Source organism: Labrys sedimenti (assembly GCF_034424805.1).
GTDB classification, from domain to species: Bacteria; Pseudomonadota; Alphaproteobacteria; order Rhizobiales; family Labraceae; genus Labrys; species Labrys sedimenti.
This window is the reverse complement of record NZ_JAXOUF010000003.1, coordinates 160,856-177,724: the sequence shown is the minus strand read 5'-3', so window position 1 is coordinate 177,724 and position 16,869 is coordinate 160,856. Positions and strand designations below refer to the sequence as shown.

Sequence of the window (16,869 nt, the reverse complement as noted above, 5' to 3'; positions counted from 1 at the left end):
GTACGATGCACTGCGGCGTTCACGATGCAGCGGCGCGCCGCCTTGATTGCGGCGTGCTGTCCGCCGAACCATAGGCGAAAAGAGGCGTCGCGCCCTCAACGCCGTTGGCGTGGCGGCGAAGTAGGGTCGCCGTCGCATCGCGGTCACCGGCGCGCGCGAAGGCGTACCCCTGGCCGATCTTGCAGCCCATAGACCAGAGTTGGCTTGCTTGCACCTCGGTCTCGATCCCTTCGGCGATGATCTCGATACCGAGGCGGCGGGCGATATCGATCAAGCCCTCCACGATCACCAAGCTCGGATCGTCCGGCCATAGACGGCCGATAAACGCCTGATCGATCTTGATGATGTCGACCGGCATATTCAACAGGTGCGTCAATGACGCGTGGCCAGTACCGAAATCGTCCAGCGCCACGCGGACGCCTGCAGCGCGCAATGCCTCTATCTCTCGTGCTACGACGCGATCACTTCGGCCGATACATGCGTCCTCACTCACTTCGACGATCAAACCGCCGAGCGGGACGCCAGCGCGACCGAAGGCGTCTTCGAGTTTCTGAGCCAGGCTGCCCGTATAGAAATCGGCGGTCGAAACATTGAGGCCGACCTGCTGGACAACCAGACCCCGATCCCGCCAGAAGGCGATGTCCCGCGCAACCGTCACCGCAACACGTTGCGTAAGCTCCGCAGCGATATGGGCGTCGCTGGTCGCTTCCCGAAAAGCGAGGGCACTGACGAGTTCACCCGTCACGGTGCGCATGCGGCAGAGCGCCTCGAGCCCGACGATCTCGCCCGTATCGAGACCGACGATCGGTTGGTAATGCGTTTCCATGCGATCATCGGCGAGCGCATCGGCCACATCGCGTATCGCGTCCCGGCGCCGCGTGATCCGCGTGCCGATTCCCGGCCAGTAGCGCACGAAGCCGCCGCGCCCGGTCTCCTTGGCGTGATAGAGCGCGAAATCCGCGGCCTCGTTGACCGCCATGGCACTCCGTTCGGAGACACCCAGAACCGCGCCGCCGATCGTCGCACGAGGCGCCACGGCATGCCCCTCGCAATCGGCGCTGCGCTCCAATCCTGTCAGCACGCGTTCCGCCGCCGCATTCAGATCGGCGAGTGAGCCGGGGTTCTGAATGATGACGGCGAATTCATCGCCGCCCAGCCGGAAGCTGACGTCCGGCGCCATCGCCCGCGCGATCCGGGTCCCCGCCGCCTTGATGAGAGCATCACCGGCCAGATGGCCGAACGTGTCGTTTACGATCTTCAGATTATCGAGGTCGATAATGAAGAGGGCCCAGGCCCCCGGGACGTCACACGGAATCTGCGCCATCGCGACGTTGTAGCCCGAGCGGTTGGGAAGTCCGGTCAGCGCGTCTATGTTCGCGCGGCGCTCGCGGTCGACGGCTCGCTCATGCCGCTGAAGCGCGAGACCACAGAGATCGACACAGGCGTCCGCCAGCGCGCGCTCAGAAGCGCTCGGCGAGCGCGCTTGCTCGCTGTAGAAGCCGATGACGGCAATGGCGTCACCGCCCGCGTTGACGACAGGGAAGGACCAGCATCCGCTCACGCCAAGGCCTTCTATGAGTCCCATGGAGCGGGCGCAGCGCAGATCACGTCGGATATCCTCGATGATGACGGGTTCGCGCAGATAAGCCGCAGCGCCGCAGGACCCGACCTCCGGGCCGACCATCATCCCATCCAGTGCAGAAGAATAGTCCGCAGGCAGACTCGGCGCTGCGAGCGGATGCAAAAGTCCGGCCTGATCGACCGTCAGGATCGAGCAGATCACGCCAGACATCAGTGTCTCAATGTCGGCACAGAGTTCGCGCGCCGTGTCAGCCACAGGTTCGCTGTTGGCGATCATCCGCAATATCTTGTTCTGGATATGCAACAACACGGTCGCCGTCCAACTCAACTGACACTTAGGGATGCGACTATAATAGTCGTAAGATGTGAAGTTCGGCTTACCCAACAAGATAAACATAGAGGTAATCATCGCTGGAGGGGAAAGCCTTCCCCTGGGGCCAAGCCTTTCGTCTCGACCGACCCCTTCTGCGGGGACACCCCGCAACACCCCTAGAGTGAGAGTGCGGACCGGCTTTGCCGTGACGGGTTGAGGACTGGGAGAAAGGCTCCCGGCGCCCGTCGCGGAGATCCGCGATGTCCAGAAAAACCACATCCGCTCGCGCCGGCCAGGATCGGACGAGCCTTTATGACGAAATCACCGGCAAGATCATCTCCGAGCTGGAGGTCGGCCGCGTCCCGTGGGTCCAGCCATGGGGGACGGCGGCGGCGAAGGCGCCGCTCGCCATGCCGCGGAACGGCTCTACAGGCCGGCACTATTCCGGCATCAACGTGCTGATCCTGTGGGGCGCCGTCATCGAACATAGCTTTCCCGGGCAGAGCTGGCTCACCTTCCGCCAAGCGCTCGCGCTCGGCGGCAACGTCCGCAAGGGCGAGCGCGGCACGACCGTGGTATACGCCGACCGCTTCATACCTGACGACGAGAAACGACGCGCGCGAGACACGGGCGAAGACGCCCAGGCGATCCCGTTCCTGAAGCGCTTCACGGTCTTCAACAGCGCGCAGTGCGAGAACCTGCCTGAGGATGTCGCAATCGTCACTCCTCCCCCGCCGCCGGGCCTGATCGAACCCCGGGTCGAGGCGCTGATCCAGGCCACCGGCATCGATTTCCGCATCGGCGGCAACCGCGCCTTCTACGCCCCAGCGCTCGACTATGTGCAGGTTCCGCCGCCGCAAGCTTACTACGACCCGATCAACTGGCACCGCACGGCGCTGCACGAGATGGGTCACGCCAGCGGCCACGCCTCGCGGCTGGGCCGCGACCTGTCAGGCGGCTTTGGCACCAAGAAGTACGCGTTCGAAGAGTTGATAGCCGAGATGAACGCCGCCTTCTGTTGCGCCTCCATCGGCATCGTACCCACCGTCAGACATGCCGATTATATCGGCTCGTGGCTGGAGGTGTTGCGCGAAGACAATCGCGCCATCGTCCGCGCCGCATCGCAGGCGAGCAAGGCAGCGGACTGGCTGCTCGGCTTCCTGCCGGGCGACGACCAAGCCGGCCCTTCGATCGACAGGAGGGCGGCATGATCCTTCTCACCACCGAGCTGCGCGAGCAGCTCCTCGCCAACGGCCGCGATCGCGACGCTGATCCCATCCCCGTGGTGAAGTTCTTCAACCCCTTGGGCGAGGGGGTATGGCTGGCGACCGAACTCGATGCCGACGGCGACACACTGTTCGGTCTAGCCGATCTCGGCGAACCTGAGTTGGGATCGTTCAGCCTGTCGGAAATGGCCGAGGTGAGCCTACCGCTCGGCCTTGGCATCGAGCGCGACATCCTGTTCGAGGGCCTTTTCCCGATCTCCGCCTGGGCCGAGGCGGCGCGAAGGACCGGAAGCATCCGGGCCGCCGAGCGCGTGCTCTACGCAGCCCATCGCGCCAGTCGCAGGGATGGCTAATGCGGCCTCTGCCGCCGACCACATTCCACGTCCTATCGAGAGACGCCGCGCAAACGCGCGGCGTCTCTTCGCGTGGCCGGTTGCCCATTCTCTACGCTAAAGACTCTCCTTCATCATCCCCGCCCACGCGGCGAGCAGCATCCCTTCAAGGTCATTATCCTCCCCAACCACTACGCTGAACACAGCCAGCGTGTCGGCGAACTCTTCGACCTTGAGATGTCCGCGAGCCTGCAGCGCCGTGACCAACATCGTCAGCGCCTTGCCATTTGCGCCGATCATGGCGCGCTCCACCCGCGATAGCCTCAGGTTAGCGCCTCGTTGCACTAGATTCGCAAACCAACGGCGCAATCCCCTTAGCGCGTCCTCAACAGCCCGTCGTGCTCATTATCGGTCTCCGATCAACTCCAGCGTCGGCATCCCGCCCGACGAAGGGAAGTGACGTCGAACAGTCTCTACGACGACTATTATAGTCGGGCTCGACATTCTCCGAAAGCGATGGTGTCAAGACGAGCGTGAAGTCGTCCGATCGGCCGCTGGCCGACAGTGGAAGATGAGAGAGTTAGAGGAGGGCCGGGATTTCGTGACGGGTTGGAGGTCGAGAGAGAGGCTCTCGGCCGCCCGTCGCGGAGTAAATCCCGATGGCTAGTGCAGCTCAAAAGATCGTCCTGTCGTCTTCGCGCGACATCCCTTTCAACAAACTGGTCCTGAGCCAGTCGAATGTTCGGCGCGTGAAGGCCGGCGTCTCAATCGAGGACCTGGCGGCCTCGATCATCCGGCGCGGGCTTATCCAGGGCCTTAACGTCCGGCCCGTGGTCGATGGCGACGGCAACGAGACCGGGATGTTCGAGGTGCCCGCCGGCGGCCGCCGCTTCAGGGCGCTCGACCTGCTGGTAAAGCAGAAGCGCCTCGCCAAGACCGCCCTCGTGCCTTGCGTGGTCCGTCCGGTCGACGATCCGATCCTCGCCGAAGAGGTGTCCTACGCAGAAAATGCCGAGCGCGCCGCGCTGCATCCTCTCGACGAGTTCCGCGCCTTTCAGGATATGCGCCTCAAGGGCACGCCCGAAGAAGATATCGCTGCCGCCCACCGCGTCAGCGTTCAGGTGGTGAAGCAGCGGCTGCGCCTTGCAGCGGTCTCACCGACGCTGCTGGACATCTATGCCGACGATGGCATGACGCTGGAGCAGCTCATGGCCTTCACCGTCTCGAACGACCATGTTCGCCAGGAGCAGGTCTGGGAGGCGATCAAGGACTCCTGGTCGAAAGAGCCGTACCAGATCAGGCGCATGCTCACCGAGACAACGGTGCGCGCTTCGGACAAGCGAGCCGTGTTTGTCGGGCTCGACGCCTACGAGGCGGCTGGCGGCGTCATCATGCGCGATCTCTTCCAGTCCGACGATGGCGGTTGGCTGCATGACCCCGCGCTGCTCGACCGGCTGGTCGCCGAGAAGCTGAAGGCGACGGCAGGGACGATCGCCGCCGAAGGCTGGAAGTGGATCGAAGTGGCGGTCAGCTTCCCCTATGACGCCGCGCGGGGCCTGCGCGAGTTGCAAGGCGAACCGCTCGACATCTCGGCCGAGGAACAGGCCACCATCGACGCGCTCAACGCCGAATATCAGAAGCTTGAGGGCGAATATGAGGGCGCCGACGAGCTGCCGGACGAGGTCGACCAGCGCCTCGGCGAGATCGAGACGGCTCTCGCCGCGTTCGAGACCCGGCCGGTGCGTTTCGAGCCGGACGACATCGCGCGCGCGGGCGTGTTCATCAGCATCGCGCATGACGGCAGCCTCGACATCGATCGCGGTTACGTGCGGGCCGAGGACGAAGCGCCGATCAAGCCCGAGGGCGAGGCCGGCGTGGATGCTGGCGGCGATCCGGGCGAACCCGCGGTTCAGCGCGCGATCATCACCATCGGCGGCCAGCCAGCCGAACCCGAGGAGGACGAGGAGGACGACCTCATCAAGCCGCTACCGGAGCGTCTCGTGATCGAGCTAACGGCCTATCGCACACTCGCGCTGCGGAACGCCGTCGCGGAGAACCCCCACGTCGCCATGACCGCGCTGCTGCACAAGCTCGTCTCGGACAGCTTCATGACCCGCATGTATACGGGCGCCATGGAAGCCGGGGTGAAGCACATCTTCTTCCCCGCCCAGGACGATGGGCTGAAGGACAGCCCGTCCGCGCGCGCCGTGCAGGATCGCCATACCGCATGGGCGGGCGACATCCCGAAGGACGACGACGCGCTGTGGGACTGGCTCGCGGGCCTGGACGATGCCAGCCGGATGGCGCTCCTGGCGCATTGCGTCAGCTTCGGCATCAACGCGCTCTATGAGCGGCCGAACCCGCACAGCGCCGGTGGCGTGTCCCAGCACACTCTCGACATGCGGCTCACCCAAGCCGACCGCCTGACCAAGGCGACCGGACTCGATCTCGTCGAGGCCGGCTGGCGTCCGACCTTCGGCAACTATCTCAACCGGGTCACCAAGCCCCGCATCCTCCAGGCGGTTCGTGAGGGCGCCGGCGAGCAGGCCGCGCAGCTCATCGACCATCTGAAGAAGGGCGACATGGCCAAGGAGGCCGAGCGCCTGCTGGTCGACACCGGATGGCTCCCGGAGCCGCTCCGCCTGGTCGCCGAGGCCGATGCGTCCGCGCCGGAGATCCAGACCGGCGGCGAGGATGAGGGTGCTGCGCTGCCCGACTTCCTCGCGGGCGATGACGAGGAGCCCGCCGGCGAAGACGACGAACGCCACCTCGTCGCGGCCGAGTGATCGCTAGAGCGGAGCGGCTCCGGTCGCTCCGCCTATCCTTCCAACCAAGGAGCTGCGCCAAGTTGCAATCCCCACCGGCGCCCCGACGCGTCGTCTTCCGATATCTCGTGCCCGTGCATGTCGAGGTCGAGGACGGGCTCGTTGCTCGCGTCGCCGTCATCGACGAGACGCCGGTCCGCGATCCCATCGTCGTCGAGGGCGACCCCGCCTATCTCGACGATGCCGTGCGAGCCGCCGACGACGGCCAATCTTGGCCGTCCTGGCAGTTCGGCTACTAGCCCGACCACAATCCGAACCCTCCCGAGCCCGGCCAAGCGCCGGGCTTTTTCGTTTCTGGAGCCCGCCATGACCGACTTTCTCACCCGCTTTTCTTGCCTCCTCGACGTCGGCACCCCCGCGAACGCTGTGCGCGCCTTCGACATCTACACCGCGTTGATGGCCGAGAACGCCCGCGAGGACCCGCCGGCCGAGCCGTTTGTGCTCTCGCTGACGCCCGAGTATGGGCCGGCCCGGCTCTGGCTGCGCGACCCGGGCAGCGCCGACCAGCAACTCGCGATCACCTTCGTGACGCGCTACGCCAAAGCCTTTGGGCTGACCGGGCGCTGGGGGTTTCAATGGGCCACCATCGCCTCCAACCCTGTCGTCGACGGGTTCTACGGGGGCGCCCATGTCCTTGAACTTTCAACTGGCGCGACGGTCGAGTGGCTGAGCACCGGACGTTGGCTCGCGGACCGCCTTGCCGACGGGGATGCCCGATGAGCATCCCCGCTCATGCCCGCACCAACTTCGAAACGTTGCTAAACGCCGCGACCAGCGGTGACCTGGCGCTCATGGAATGCACCGAGGTCGCGACCGGCGAGACGCGCTACGTCATCTGCGCCGTGGGGCGCGAGGGTGATGACTATATGCTTACGCCCTTCGGTCACCTGGCCGACGGCAACCCCTTCGAGCTTTATCGTCCGCCGGAAGCCTGACCTGAGCGCGATCGCCGCCCTACCAGACCGCGACCTCCCACTGGCCGTTGACCCGGGCGAAGCCGATCGGACGGTTCTGCGGAGCCGCACCGGTCTTCGCCGGGTCCATGACAAGCTGCGTCATACAGGTCACGCCGGGTCCGACACCGCCAGGCGAGCAGTCGCCGAGCTTCAGCGTCGCCCGCTCCAGCGATGTGCCGGTGAACAAGCGATGGCGCCTTACCGCGGCCGTGGCTTCTTCCTCGCTCGGCTGCGCCACGCCGGCAGCGATGGCCGGCGATGCCGAGACTGGCGAAATCACCGGCCGGAGAACGAAGCCTGCGCCGAATCCGACTGCCAGGCATCCGGCCGCAATGATGCCGATCACGCTTCCCTTCATGCCGCCTACCTTCCTCGCCAGGCGCGGCGAGCCTGTCGAAGGGCGCGCCGCGGCCAATTCTCCCAACTGAGACTAGCGTCCCATCGCGTCCGCCGGAAGCCGGATCGATGACGACGCGCGTCGACCGCACCAGAGTGAGAGGTCGGCCGGGACGGGTTGAGCCCGTCCGGTCGAGAGAGAGCGCCGGGCCGGCTCGCCCGTCTTTCGCTCTTTCGAGGTATCTTCCATGCTTCACGCTCCGATCCAGGAACCCGCTTCGGCGGCCTCGCTCCCGCTCGCGTCCCACGCGCCGCCGGCCGCCGCCATTCTCGCCGCCGCCGAATATCTCCTTCCGCATCTCGAACAGGGCCGGCCCATCGACGCCGCCATCCTGCGCTCCGTCATGGAACAGGCCTTTGGTGCGTCCGACACCGGCGGCGCCTGGGATTGGAAGACGGCCTACGAGGCTTGCGAGGCGGCGACCGTTCTGTTCCTGCGCAAATACGGAAAGCCGCTTTTCCGCAAAGCTGCGTCTCCGACTGCACGGCTCGCCGCGCTGGCCAAGATCGCCGGCCTGTTGCCGACCCACACGCGCCGGTCCGAGGAAACCCAGGCCTTTCAGCAATTCTCGACGCCGACGCCCCTCGGTTTGGCGGCGTTGACCGCCGCTTCGCTCACACCCGCCGACCGGGTGCTGGAGCCCTCGGCCGGCACGGGCCTGCTCGCGGTCCTCGCTGAGATTGCCGGTGCTAATCTCATCCTCAACGAGCTGGCCGAGACCCGCGCCGATTTGCTCGCATCTCTCTTTCCAGCAACGACCGTCACGCGTTTCGACGCAGCCCAGATCGACGATCATCTCGATCGCAGCGCCATCCCCAGTGTTGTCATCATGAACCCGCCGTTTTCGGTCATGGCGAACGTCTCGGGGCGCGTAGCCGACGCCGCCTACCGCCATATGACGTCGGCGCTGGCGCGGCTCGCGCCGGGCGGCCGGATGGTCGCGATCACCGGCGCCAATTTCTCGCCCGAGCTTCCAGCCTGGCGGGACAGCTTCGTCCGCCTTCAGGAACGCGGTCGCGTCGTGTTCACCGCAGCGATAGCGGGCTCGGTCTATGCCAAGCACGGCACGACCATCGAGACGCGCCTGACCGTCATCGATAAGGCACCCGCCGAAATTCCGGCCCGCTTTCCCGAAACCGCCGGTATCGCGCCTGATGTGGCGACCCTGCTCGCCTGGATCGAGCGGCATGTCCCGCCACGGCTCGCAGTCACACTGCCGAAAGAAGCGCCCGAGTCCGCGCCGCGCACCGTGCGCGGCTATCTCGCCCGGGCCGCGTCGGGCGCGCCCGCCCGACGCACTACGCAGATCGAGGGTGCGCCGCTCGACTATGAGACCGTGGCGTGGACGCCACCCGAGGGTGGCCGCCTGTCGGACTCGATCTACGAATCCTATGCGCTGCAGTCGATCCGCATCCCGGACGCTCAGCCCCATCCCACCAATTTGGTGCAATCGGCCGCAATGGCGTCTGTCGCGCCACCGAAGCCAAGCTATCGCCCGACGCTTCCGACCGCGATCGTCACCGACGGCGTGTTGTCCGACGCCCAGCTCGAGACGGTCATCTATGCCGGCGAAGCCCATGGCGAATTCCTCGCCGGTGCCTGGGCCGTGGATGAGACCGGCGATCTTGTTAGCGCCGCGCCGGATAACGCGCCGAATGCCATCCGCTTCCGCCGGGGCTTCATGCTCGGCGACGGGACCGGCGCCGGCAAGGGCCGCCAGTCGGCCGGCATCATCCTCGACAACTGGCTTCAGGGCCGCCGCAAAGCGGTCTGGATTTCGAAGTCCGACAAGTTGCTCGAAGACGCTCAGCGCGACTGGTCAGCCCTCGGCATGGAGCGCCTGCTGGTCACGCCGCTCTCGCGTTTCCCGCAGGGGACCTCCATCCGGCTTGGCGAAGGCGTCCTATTTACCACCTATGCCACGCTACGGTCCGACGACCGCGGCGAAAGGCTTTCGCGCGTCAAGCAGATCGTCGAATGGTTGGGCTCCGACTTCGACGGAGTGATCATTTTCGACGAGAGCCACGCGATGCAGAACGCCGGCGGCGGCAAGGGTGAACGGGGCGACGTCGCCCCATCGCAGCAAGGACGTGCGGGGCTGCGGCTCCAGCACGCGCTTCCGAACGCCCGGATCGTCTACGTCTCGGCGACGGGTGCGACCACCGTCCACAATCTCGCCTATGCCCAGCGGCTCGGCCTGTGGGACGGCGAGGATTTCCCCTTCGCCAATCGCGCCGAATTCATCGAGGCAGTGGACAATGGCGGCGTCGCGGCGATGGAAGTGCTCGCGCGCGATCTGCGGGCGCTTGGCCTCTACACGGCCCGCTCGCTCTCCTATGACGGCGTCGAATACGAGCTGGTCGAACATCAGCTCACGCCCGAGCAGACGCGCATCTACGACGCCTATGCCGGGGCGTTCGCCATCATCCACAACCATCTGGACGCGGCGATGCAAGCCGCCAATATCACCGGCGACGGCGGCACGCTGAATCGGCAGGCGAAGTCGGCCGCGCGCTCGGCCTTCGAGAGCGCCAAGCAGCGCTTCTTCGGCCATCTTCTGACCAGCATGAAGACGCCGACGCTGGTGCGCTCGATCGAGCAGGATTTGGCCGACGGCCACTCCGCCGTCATCCAGATCGTCTCGACCGGCGAAGCGCTGATGGAGCGGCGCCTCGCCGAGATCCCGACCGACGAATGGAACGACGTGCGGGTCGACATCACGCCGCGCGAATACGTCCTCGACTATCTCGCCCACTCCTTCCCGGTGCAGCTCTACGAGCCCTTCTCCGACAGCGAGGGAAATCTGTCGTCGCGTCCGGTCTATCGGGATGGCCAGCCCGTCGAGAGCCGCGAGGCCGTCGCCCGCCGCGACGAGCTGATCGAGCGGCTCGCATCGCTGCCCCCGGTCCCGGGGGCGCTCGACCAGATCGTCCAGCGCTTCGGGACGGACGTCGTCGCCGAAGTGACGGGACGCTCGCGGCGCGTGGTGCGCAAGGGCGAGCGCCTCGCGGTCGAGAACCGGGCCGGATCGGCCAATCTCGCCGAGGCGGCCGCCTTCATGGACGACCAGAAGCGCGTTCTCATCTTCTCGGATGCCGGCGGCACGGGTCGCAGCTATCACGCCGATCTCGCCGCCCGAAACCAGCGCCTGCGCATCCATTATCTCTTGGAACCGGGCTGGAAGGCCGACGCGGCGATCCAGGGTCTTGGCCGCACCAATCGGACCAATCAGGCGCAGCCACCGCTCTTCCGACCGATCGCCAGCGACGTGAAGGCCGAGAAGCGCTTCCTCTCGACGATCGCGCGCCGGCTCGACACGCTGGGCGCCATCACGCGCGGCCAGCGCCAGACCGGGGGACAGGGCCTGTTCCGGCCCGAGGACAATCTCGAAAGCTCCTACGCGCGTAATGCGCTCCGCCAGCTCTATCTGCTGCTGGTTCGGGGAAAGGTCGACGGCTGCTCGCTCCACCGCTTCGAATCCGCCACCGGGCTCAAGCTGACGGACGACAACGGCATCAAGGACGAGCTGCCTCCCATCACCACCTTTCTCAATCGGCTGCTGGCGCTCACCATCGATCTGCAGGGCGTGCTCTTCACCGCGTTCGAGCAGCTCCTGACGGCGAAGATCGAAGGCGCCATCCGCAGCGGCGTCTACGACGTCGGGCTCGAGACGCTGCAGGCCGAGAGCTTCGTCATCACCGGCAGCGAGGTGATCCATACCCATCCGGGCACCGGGGCGGAAACGCGGCTGCTCACCATCACCCGGCGCGAGCGCAATCGGCCGACGAGCCTGGCGGACGCGCTCGATCACCTTTCAGATCCCCGGGCGCGGCTCCTCGTCAACGGCCGTTCGGGACGCGCCGCCGTGCAGATCCCCGCACCGTCAATGATGCTCGACGATGGCGAAATCGAACGACGCGTGTGCCTGCTCCGCCCAATGGAGCAGCATTACGCACCGCTGCGCATGATGGACGAGAGCCATTGGGAGGAAGCCGATCGCGCCGTCTTCGCCGCAGCGTGGTGGGCGGAGGTGAACGACCTGCCGGAATTTGCCGACAGCACGATCCACATCGTCGCCGGCCTGTTGCTGCCGATCTGGAAGCGCCTGCCGAACGAATCGACACGCGTCTACCGGCTCCAGACCGATGCCGGCGAGCGCATCATCGGTCGCCGCGTCTCGCCCGCCTGGGCGGCGAACGCTGTGACGACGGGCGCCGCGTCACTGACTACGGAGCAGGCCTTCGCCGCGCTGATGGACGGCACGACGATTCTCGATCTTGCCGATGGCCTTCAGCTTCGCCGCGCGCGCGTCATGAGCGCCTATCGGCTAGAACTGACCGGTTTCACCGAGGCCATGCGGGATCGCCTGCGCGCCTACGGCCTGTTCAGTGAGATCATCTCGTGGAAGCTCCGCTTCTTCGTGCCTGCGGACGCCACCGGCCCGGGCGTCCTCGCCAAGCTGCTCGACACCTTCCCCGTGGCGCGCATCTCCGAGCGGGAGGCTGCGTGATGGCACGTCAGGATGCTTCCGATCTTTCGCATCGTCTCGGCCGGCAAGCCGAGGCGGTGTGCCGCCACTATCTCGGCAGTGGCCGGCGCGAGGGCGGCTATTGGCTGGTGGGCGATGTGCGCAACACGCCCGGCCGCTCAATGTATGTCCGGCTCAAGGACTCGCCCAAGGGTCTCGCCGGAAAATGGACTGACGCAGCCACCGGCGAGCATGGCGATCTTCTCGACGTCATCCGCGCAAGCTGCGGCCTGATCGATTTCAAGGACGTTGTCGACGAAGCGCGGACCTTCCTCAGCTTGCCGCCCCCGGAGCCGAAAGAACGTGAACACCAGCGGCATAGTCCGGCGCCGCATGGTTCGCCCGAGGCGGCGCGCCGGCTCGTTCACATGTCACAGCCAATCTACGGCACGCTCGTACAAGCGTATTTACGTGAACGCGCCATTACGGATTTACGCGGAACCGGAAGCCTGCATTTCCACCCGCGTTGCTATTACCGCCCTGACGAGCATGCAGCGACCGAGACCTGGCCGGCGATGATCGCGTCCGTCACCGACCTCGACGACAAGATCACCGGGGCGCATCGCACCTGGCTCGATCCCCGCCGCTGCGACAAGGCGCCGATCGACACGCCGAGGCGGGCGATGGGCGATCTTCTCGGCAACGCTGTGCGCTTCGGCATCGCTGGCGAGGTGATGGCGGCTGGCGAAGGCATCGAGACCGTCCTGTCGCTCCGGCAAGTTATACCCGACATGCCGATGTTGGCAGCGCTCTCGGCGGCACACCTCGCCGCCATCCTGTTCCCCGACACGCTGCGGCGGCTCTACATCGTCCGCGACAACGATCCGGCCGGTGACGGCGCGCGCGACACCCTGATCGAACGAGCGCACGCAGCCGGAATCGAAGCGATCGTCATCTCGCCGGAGCTGGGAGACTTCAACGAGGATCTGCGTACGCTCGGCCTGAACGCACTGCGCATGGAAGCCCGTTTGCAGGTCGCGCCGCAGGACGTCGTCCGCTTCATGGCATTGGCGGCATAGCCGGCAGGAGAACGGGCCTGCGGTTAGCCGTCGTGCTCAGCGGATGCGGCAATCCATCGGAGGGGACCGCGCCTCGGCCTTCGAGAGGGCGATCGGCCCACAAGCCGGCCAACCGGGCAATGGCGGCGGCCGACTATTTTCCGGCGCGGCCTGAAGGCCGCTTTCCATCGCGAGGCAAAATAGCCGGCCTTAGCCATCAAGCCCTGCGCTTGCGCTCCGGGTGCCCGGCCGTCCGGCCCGTGGGCTTCGTCGCCATGAAGGCCGCGACGGTCGCGGTCCAACCGACGGAGCATCCCATGCGTGATCACGACGATTACGAACCCCACCACGAAGCCTCACCCACCGACCATGTCCTCAACGAACTCCAGCTCCACGGCTACCGACCCTTCGCCGACGAGCCCGATCAACGGCTTCTGCCCGACGGCAACCAAGTCGCGGGCGCCGTCGCCGACATCTTCGACGCCCTGATTAGCACCTTGGAGGACACACGCCTCGAACCCGACCTCGACGATCTCCTCTGGTCGACCACCAACGTATTTCACCGCGCCACCGACCGGATCGGTCGGGAACTGGACGACAACGAGCAGGCCCAGAAGCGGGCGCAGCGGGAACAGGACGGCAGCGAAGTGAAGTCGGTCGAACTTGAGCGCCTGATCACCGAAGGCATGACGCTGATCGAGCGCCAGAACGCCTTCGAGCTGATGCGCGACCAGGCTGCCGAACATTACGAACGCCACGTCGGCAAGTCATGGCTCCCGCGCAGCGGATCGAAGGTCAACCATCGCAATCTGACCTCGGCGATGATCGACAGCCGCGACTTCCTGATGGCGAAGAAGCGCGCCGATCAGCAAGTGCTCCTCCCTCCCGGTCCGAAGATCGCCGTCACCGGCGGGCTGGACTTCAACGATCACCAGCTCATCTCGGCCAAGCTCGATCAGGTTCACGCGAAGCATCCCGACATGGTGCTGATCCACGGCAAATCCCCCAAAGGGGCCGAGAAGATCGCCTCCCTCTGGGCAAAGACCCGCAACGTTCCACAGATCGGCTTTGCACCCGACTGGACGAAACATGGCCGGGCCGCACCGTTCAAACGCAACGACGAGATGCTGCAGATCGTGCCGAAAGGCGTGATCCACTTCCCGGGCACCGGCATCAACGACAACCTCGCCGACAAGGCCAAGAAGCTCGGCATCCCGGTCTGGAGGTTCGGCGGCGCGTAAGCGCCGCCCCGACCTCTACCAAGAGCCGATCTCTTTCGATATCATGCACGGTGACGGGGATGGAGTTCCCCGATAACCGCCGTTCCGGCTGATGACTCCTACCAACACAGGCAACCCGCCTGTCGATGGTAGGTGTTCGCCTTCGACTTGTTGGTTGCCGCATGCACAGGGCAACCATGAACTATCTGATTGTTTCATCGGCGCGGGACTCGGCGGCATGGCCCGGCACGCGATCAACGTCACGGCCCTTCGCACGCTCGGCTCAAGCAGTTTTCCGTTCGGAACGCTGACCATCAACGTCCTCGGCTCGTTCCTGATGGGGATCGTCGTCGAGTATTTCGCGCTCCGCAGCGGGCTATCCCAGCATGCGCGCCTGTTTCTCACGACAGGCATCATCGGCGGGTTCACCACCTTCTCGGCGTTCTCGCTTGAGGTAGCACTTCTGATCGAACGCGGACAGCACCTTGCGGCGTGCGCCTATGTCTCAGGATCGGTAGTGCTTTCCATTGGCGCTCTGTTTCTCGCGATAGCAATTCTTCGGAACGCATTCGCGTGAACATCGACCACGACCTCGCTCTGATCGGAGCGGACCACCCCGCTTCTATGCGCTAATCCTTGGCCGGACGGGTCGCTTGGCGCCATCAACCCGTAAAGGGTCGGCTATGCGCGCATGCCGCCGCTCCGGCTGCGCCTGCGCGGTGATTGCAGCGACCAGTCCGACACTTCGGGCGCCTGTCAGCGGGGGAGGGTCCTCCGCTCGAAGACAGGAGCCGATCCGATGTCCCCGAACGAAGCCCAAGCCTTCGCCTTCAGCCTCGCCACCACGCTCATGGCAGCCATCGTCATCTTCCAGGCCGGTGACGGCACTCTTTCGGTTACGCCCGCCAGCGAATACGACGGCAGCGCTTCGGAGATTGTCCATGAAATTGATCCGTTTGCCCCCTGACCCCGCAAAATTGGCTGCCCCAGGCGGAAGTCGCTCGCGATTTCCGCTCCCGGCGTCCTTTATCTTTCGCTATTGTGCGATCGCGCCGTGGTGGTGGTGGCAGGCGAAACCGTTGAACCTATTCGAACGGAGGCCACCGTCATGATCATCCTCGGAATACTCGGATCGCTCGCAGCAATCGGCGTGCTCTGCTGGCTGCTATTCACGCTGGCTATTTTCGCCCTGCCGACCTTCGTAGGTGCAACCGTGGGAATGTGGGCGCACGGCAGCGGCGCAGGCGTTCTCGGCGGGATCGCCGTCGGCCTCGTCGCCGCGGCCGCGACCTTCGCCGCTGGTCAGCTCCTGATCACCTTCGTCAAACCGATGTGGCTGAAGCTTACCGTAGCGATCGTCTTCGTCGCCCCTGCCGCTGTTGCCGGCTTCCACGCCACCCACGGCATCGTGAAACACCTCATGCCATCTGAGGCATGGCAGATCACGTTCTCGGTCATCGGCGCTGTCGCTGTCGGCATCACCGCGCTTGTACGAGTTGCGGGAATGGCGGCGGCCCCGGGTCCTTCCGGCCGAGGCCTTGCACGGGCCTGATCTCCCATATTCCCGTCAAGGGGCCAGAGCTACGGGGGGGCCTCTTCGTCATCTCCTCTTGCGACGATAGGTCGATGAAGCGCGGATCGGCGCTGTCCTGAAGAAACGGCCCTCATTGAAGCGCTGCCTGCGTGCGACCCGTGTCTTAGCGGCCGAGAGAATACCCGGTGAGGCACTCCCCTGCGAACGGCGGCTGAAGGTCAGGATAGAGCAGTGCTGGCCCCTGTCGTGAGATGGACGAAGCCGGTGACATGCCGACGCGCCGGTTTGTCGATGCAGGACGGCCGCCATCTCTTCCGTCATGTGACCGTGTCTCGACCGCTCCAAACGGCCTCTTCAATGGCCTGATCTGGCCGAAGGCCGGCTAAAGCCCCGATCGCCTATGACGCAACAGCCGCGTCAAACTTTCTTCCCCTGCCGGCTGCGCCGCCATTCCTCGCGAGACAAGAAAGCCCTCCTTAGCTGTCAGGCCCCTGCGGGGTGCGCCGTCGATCGCCTCCGGCCAACCGATCGCCATCGAGGCCGCAATGGTGCGGGCTCGGAAACGGAAAACGGAGACTTACAATGGCGACCATCGGCACTTTCAAGAAGACCGGCTCGAACGAGTTCACCGGCGAAATCGTCACCCTCAGCGTCCAGGCCAAGAACGTGCGCATCGTTCCCGACCAGCGCGCAACCGGCGAGAACGCCCCCAGCCACCGGGTCTTGGTCGGCCGCGCCGAAATCGGCGCCGCCTGGTCCAAGCGCTCCAACGAGGGCCGCGACTATCTGGGCCTCAAGCTCGACGATCCGAGCTTCAACGCCCCGATCTACGCCAACCTCTTCGACGACGAGGACAGCGACACCTTCTCGCTGATCTGGTCCCGCCCCAACGGGCGCCGGGGCGACTGACGCCCGGCGCAAGGCCCCGGCCGAAAGGCCGGGGCCTTCGGCGTCCAAAG

The 16,869-nt window shown here is 65.6% G+C and carries 16 protein-coding genes and 1 riboswitch; of the genes, 13 read left to right on the top strand and 3 right to left on the bottom strand.

The annotated features are described in order from the left end of the window. Positions 1-19 precede the first annotated feature (19 nt). A complete protein-coding gene (locus U1R88_RS12435) occupies positions 20-1,891 on the bottom strand; it encodes a bifunctional diguanylate cyclase/phosphodiesterase (protein WP_322431491.1) in 1,872 nt (623 codons plus the stop codon). A gap of 263 nt (positions 1,892-2,154) precedes the next feature. Between U1R88_RS12435 and U1R88_RS12430 the strand changes: the two genes are divergently transcribed. Together U1R88_RS12430 and U1R88_RS12425 are read left to right on the top strand one after the other, a co-directional pair. Next, positions 2,155-3,105: an ArdC family protein gene (locus tag U1R88_RS12430; RefSeq protein ID WP_171131248.1), complete on the top strand. Its 951-nt coding sequence runs from the start codon at positions 2,155-2,157 to the stop codon at positions 3,103-3,105. Continuing rightward, positions 3,102-3,473, top strand: a complete 372-nt coding sequence (locus U1R88_RS12425; RefSeq protein WP_171131250.1) for a DUF2958 domain-containing protein — start codon at positions 3,102-3,104, stop codon at positions 3,471-3,473. Before U1R88_RS12430 ends, U1R88_RS12425 begins: the two co-directional genes overlap by 4 nt. A gap of 96 nt (positions 3,474-3,569) precedes the next feature. Here U1R88_RS12425 and U1R88_RS12420 read toward each other — a convergent pair whose 3' ends face one another. After that, on the bottom strand, positions 3,570-3,752 hold the full coding sequence (locus U1R88_RS12420; protein ID WP_171131252.1) for a hypothetical protein: 183 nt from the start codon (positions 3,750-3,752) through the stop codon (positions 3,570-3,572). 359 nt (positions 3,753-4,111) lie between these two features. Between U1R88_RS12420 and U1R88_RS12415 the strand changes: the two genes are divergently transcribed. The 4 genes from U1R88_RS12415 (at position 4,112) to U1R88_RS12400 (ending at position 7,212) form a co-directional block, all read left to right on the top strand. Further along, complete coding sequence (locus U1R88_RS12415; RefSeq protein WP_322431490.1) at positions 4,112-6,238, top strand: ParB/RepB/Spo0J family partition protein; 2,127 nt, start codon at positions 4,112-4,114, stop codon at positions 6,236-6,238. A 62-nt stretch (positions 6,239-6,300) separates the two neighbouring features. After that, positions 6,301-6,516 (top strand): hypothetical protein, encoded by a 216-nt coding sequence (locus U1R88_RS12410; RefSeq protein ID WP_322431489.1) that lies wholly within the window; start codon positions 6,301-6,303, stop codon positions 6,514-6,516. A gap of 67 nt (positions 6,517-6,583) precedes the next feature. Next, positions 6,584-6,997, top strand: coding sequence for a hypothetical protein (locus U1R88_RS12405; RefSeq protein WP_322431488.1), 414 nt, complete (start codon positions 6,584-6,586; stop codon positions 6,995-6,997). Then, entirely contained in the window at positions 6,994-7,212 is a 219-nt protein-coding gene (locus tag U1R88_RS12400) for a DUF6117 family protein (protein ID WP_322431487.1), read from the top strand. The genes U1R88_RS12405 and U1R88_RS12400 overlap by 4 nt, the downstream gene beginning before the upstream one ends. Positions 7,213-7,231: 19 nt before the next feature. Here U1R88_RS12400 and U1R88_RS12395 read toward each other — a convergent pair whose 3' ends face one another. Continuing rightward, positions 7,232-7,591 (bottom strand): hypothetical protein, encoded by a 360-nt coding sequence (locus tag U1R88_RS12395; protein WP_171131262.1) that lies wholly within the window; start codon positions 7,589-7,591, stop codon positions 7,232-7,234. 226 nt (positions 7,592-7,817) lie between these two features. Between U1R88_RS12395 and U1R88_RS12390 the strand changes: the two genes are divergently transcribed. The 7 genes from U1R88_RS12390 (at position 7,818) to U1R88_RS12360 (ending at position 16,819) form a co-directional block, all read left to right on the top strand. Then, entirely contained in the window at positions 7,818-12,140 is a 4,323-nt protein-coding gene (locus tag U1R88_RS12390; RefSeq protein WP_322431486.1) for a strawberry notch-like NTP hydrolase domain-containing protein, read from the top strand. Beyond that, positions 12,140-13,177 carry a DUF7146 domain-containing protein gene (locus U1R88_RS12385; RefSeq protein ID WP_171131266.1) on the top strand — a complete coding sequence of 346 codons (1,038 nt, stop codon included), beginning with the start codon at positions 12,140-12,142 and terminating at the stop codon, positions 13,175-13,177. Before U1R88_RS12390 ends, U1R88_RS12385 begins: the two co-directional genes overlap by 1 nt. A 296-nt stretch (positions 13,178-13,473) precedes the next feature. Beyond that, a complete protein-coding gene (locus U1R88_RS12380) occupies positions 13,474-14,397 on the top strand; it encodes a DUF2493 domain-containing protein (protein ID WP_171131568.1) in 924 nt (307 codons plus the stop codon). A gap of 46 nt (positions 14,398-14,443) precedes the next feature. Continuing rightward, positions 14,444-14,505, top strand: a riboswitch (Fluoride riboswitch). A 109-nt stretch (positions 14,506-14,614) separates the two neighbouring features. After that, positions 14,615-14,953: a fluoride efflux transporter CrcB gene (gene crcB, locus U1R88_RS12375; RefSeq protein WP_322431927.1), complete on the top strand. Its 339-nt coding sequence runs from the start codon at positions 14,615-14,617 to the stop codon at positions 14,951-14,953. A gap of 222 nt (positions 14,954-15,175) precedes the next feature. Beyond that, a complete protein-coding gene (locus U1R88_RS12370; protein ID WP_168073981.1) occupies positions 15,176-15,343 on the top strand; it encodes a hypothetical protein in 168 nt (55 codons plus the stop codon). 141 nt (positions 15,344-15,484) lie between these two features. After that, entirely contained in the window at positions 15,485-15,928 is a 444-nt protein-coding gene (locus U1R88_RS12365; protein ID WP_168073983.1) for a hypothetical protein, read from the top strand. A gap of 564 nt (positions 15,929-16,492) precedes the next feature. Next, entirely contained in the window at positions 16,493-16,819 is a 327-nt protein-coding gene (locus tag U1R88_RS12360; protein ID WP_099957448.1) for a DUF736 domain-containing protein, read from the top strand. Positions 16,820-16,869: the final 50 nt, after the last annotated feature.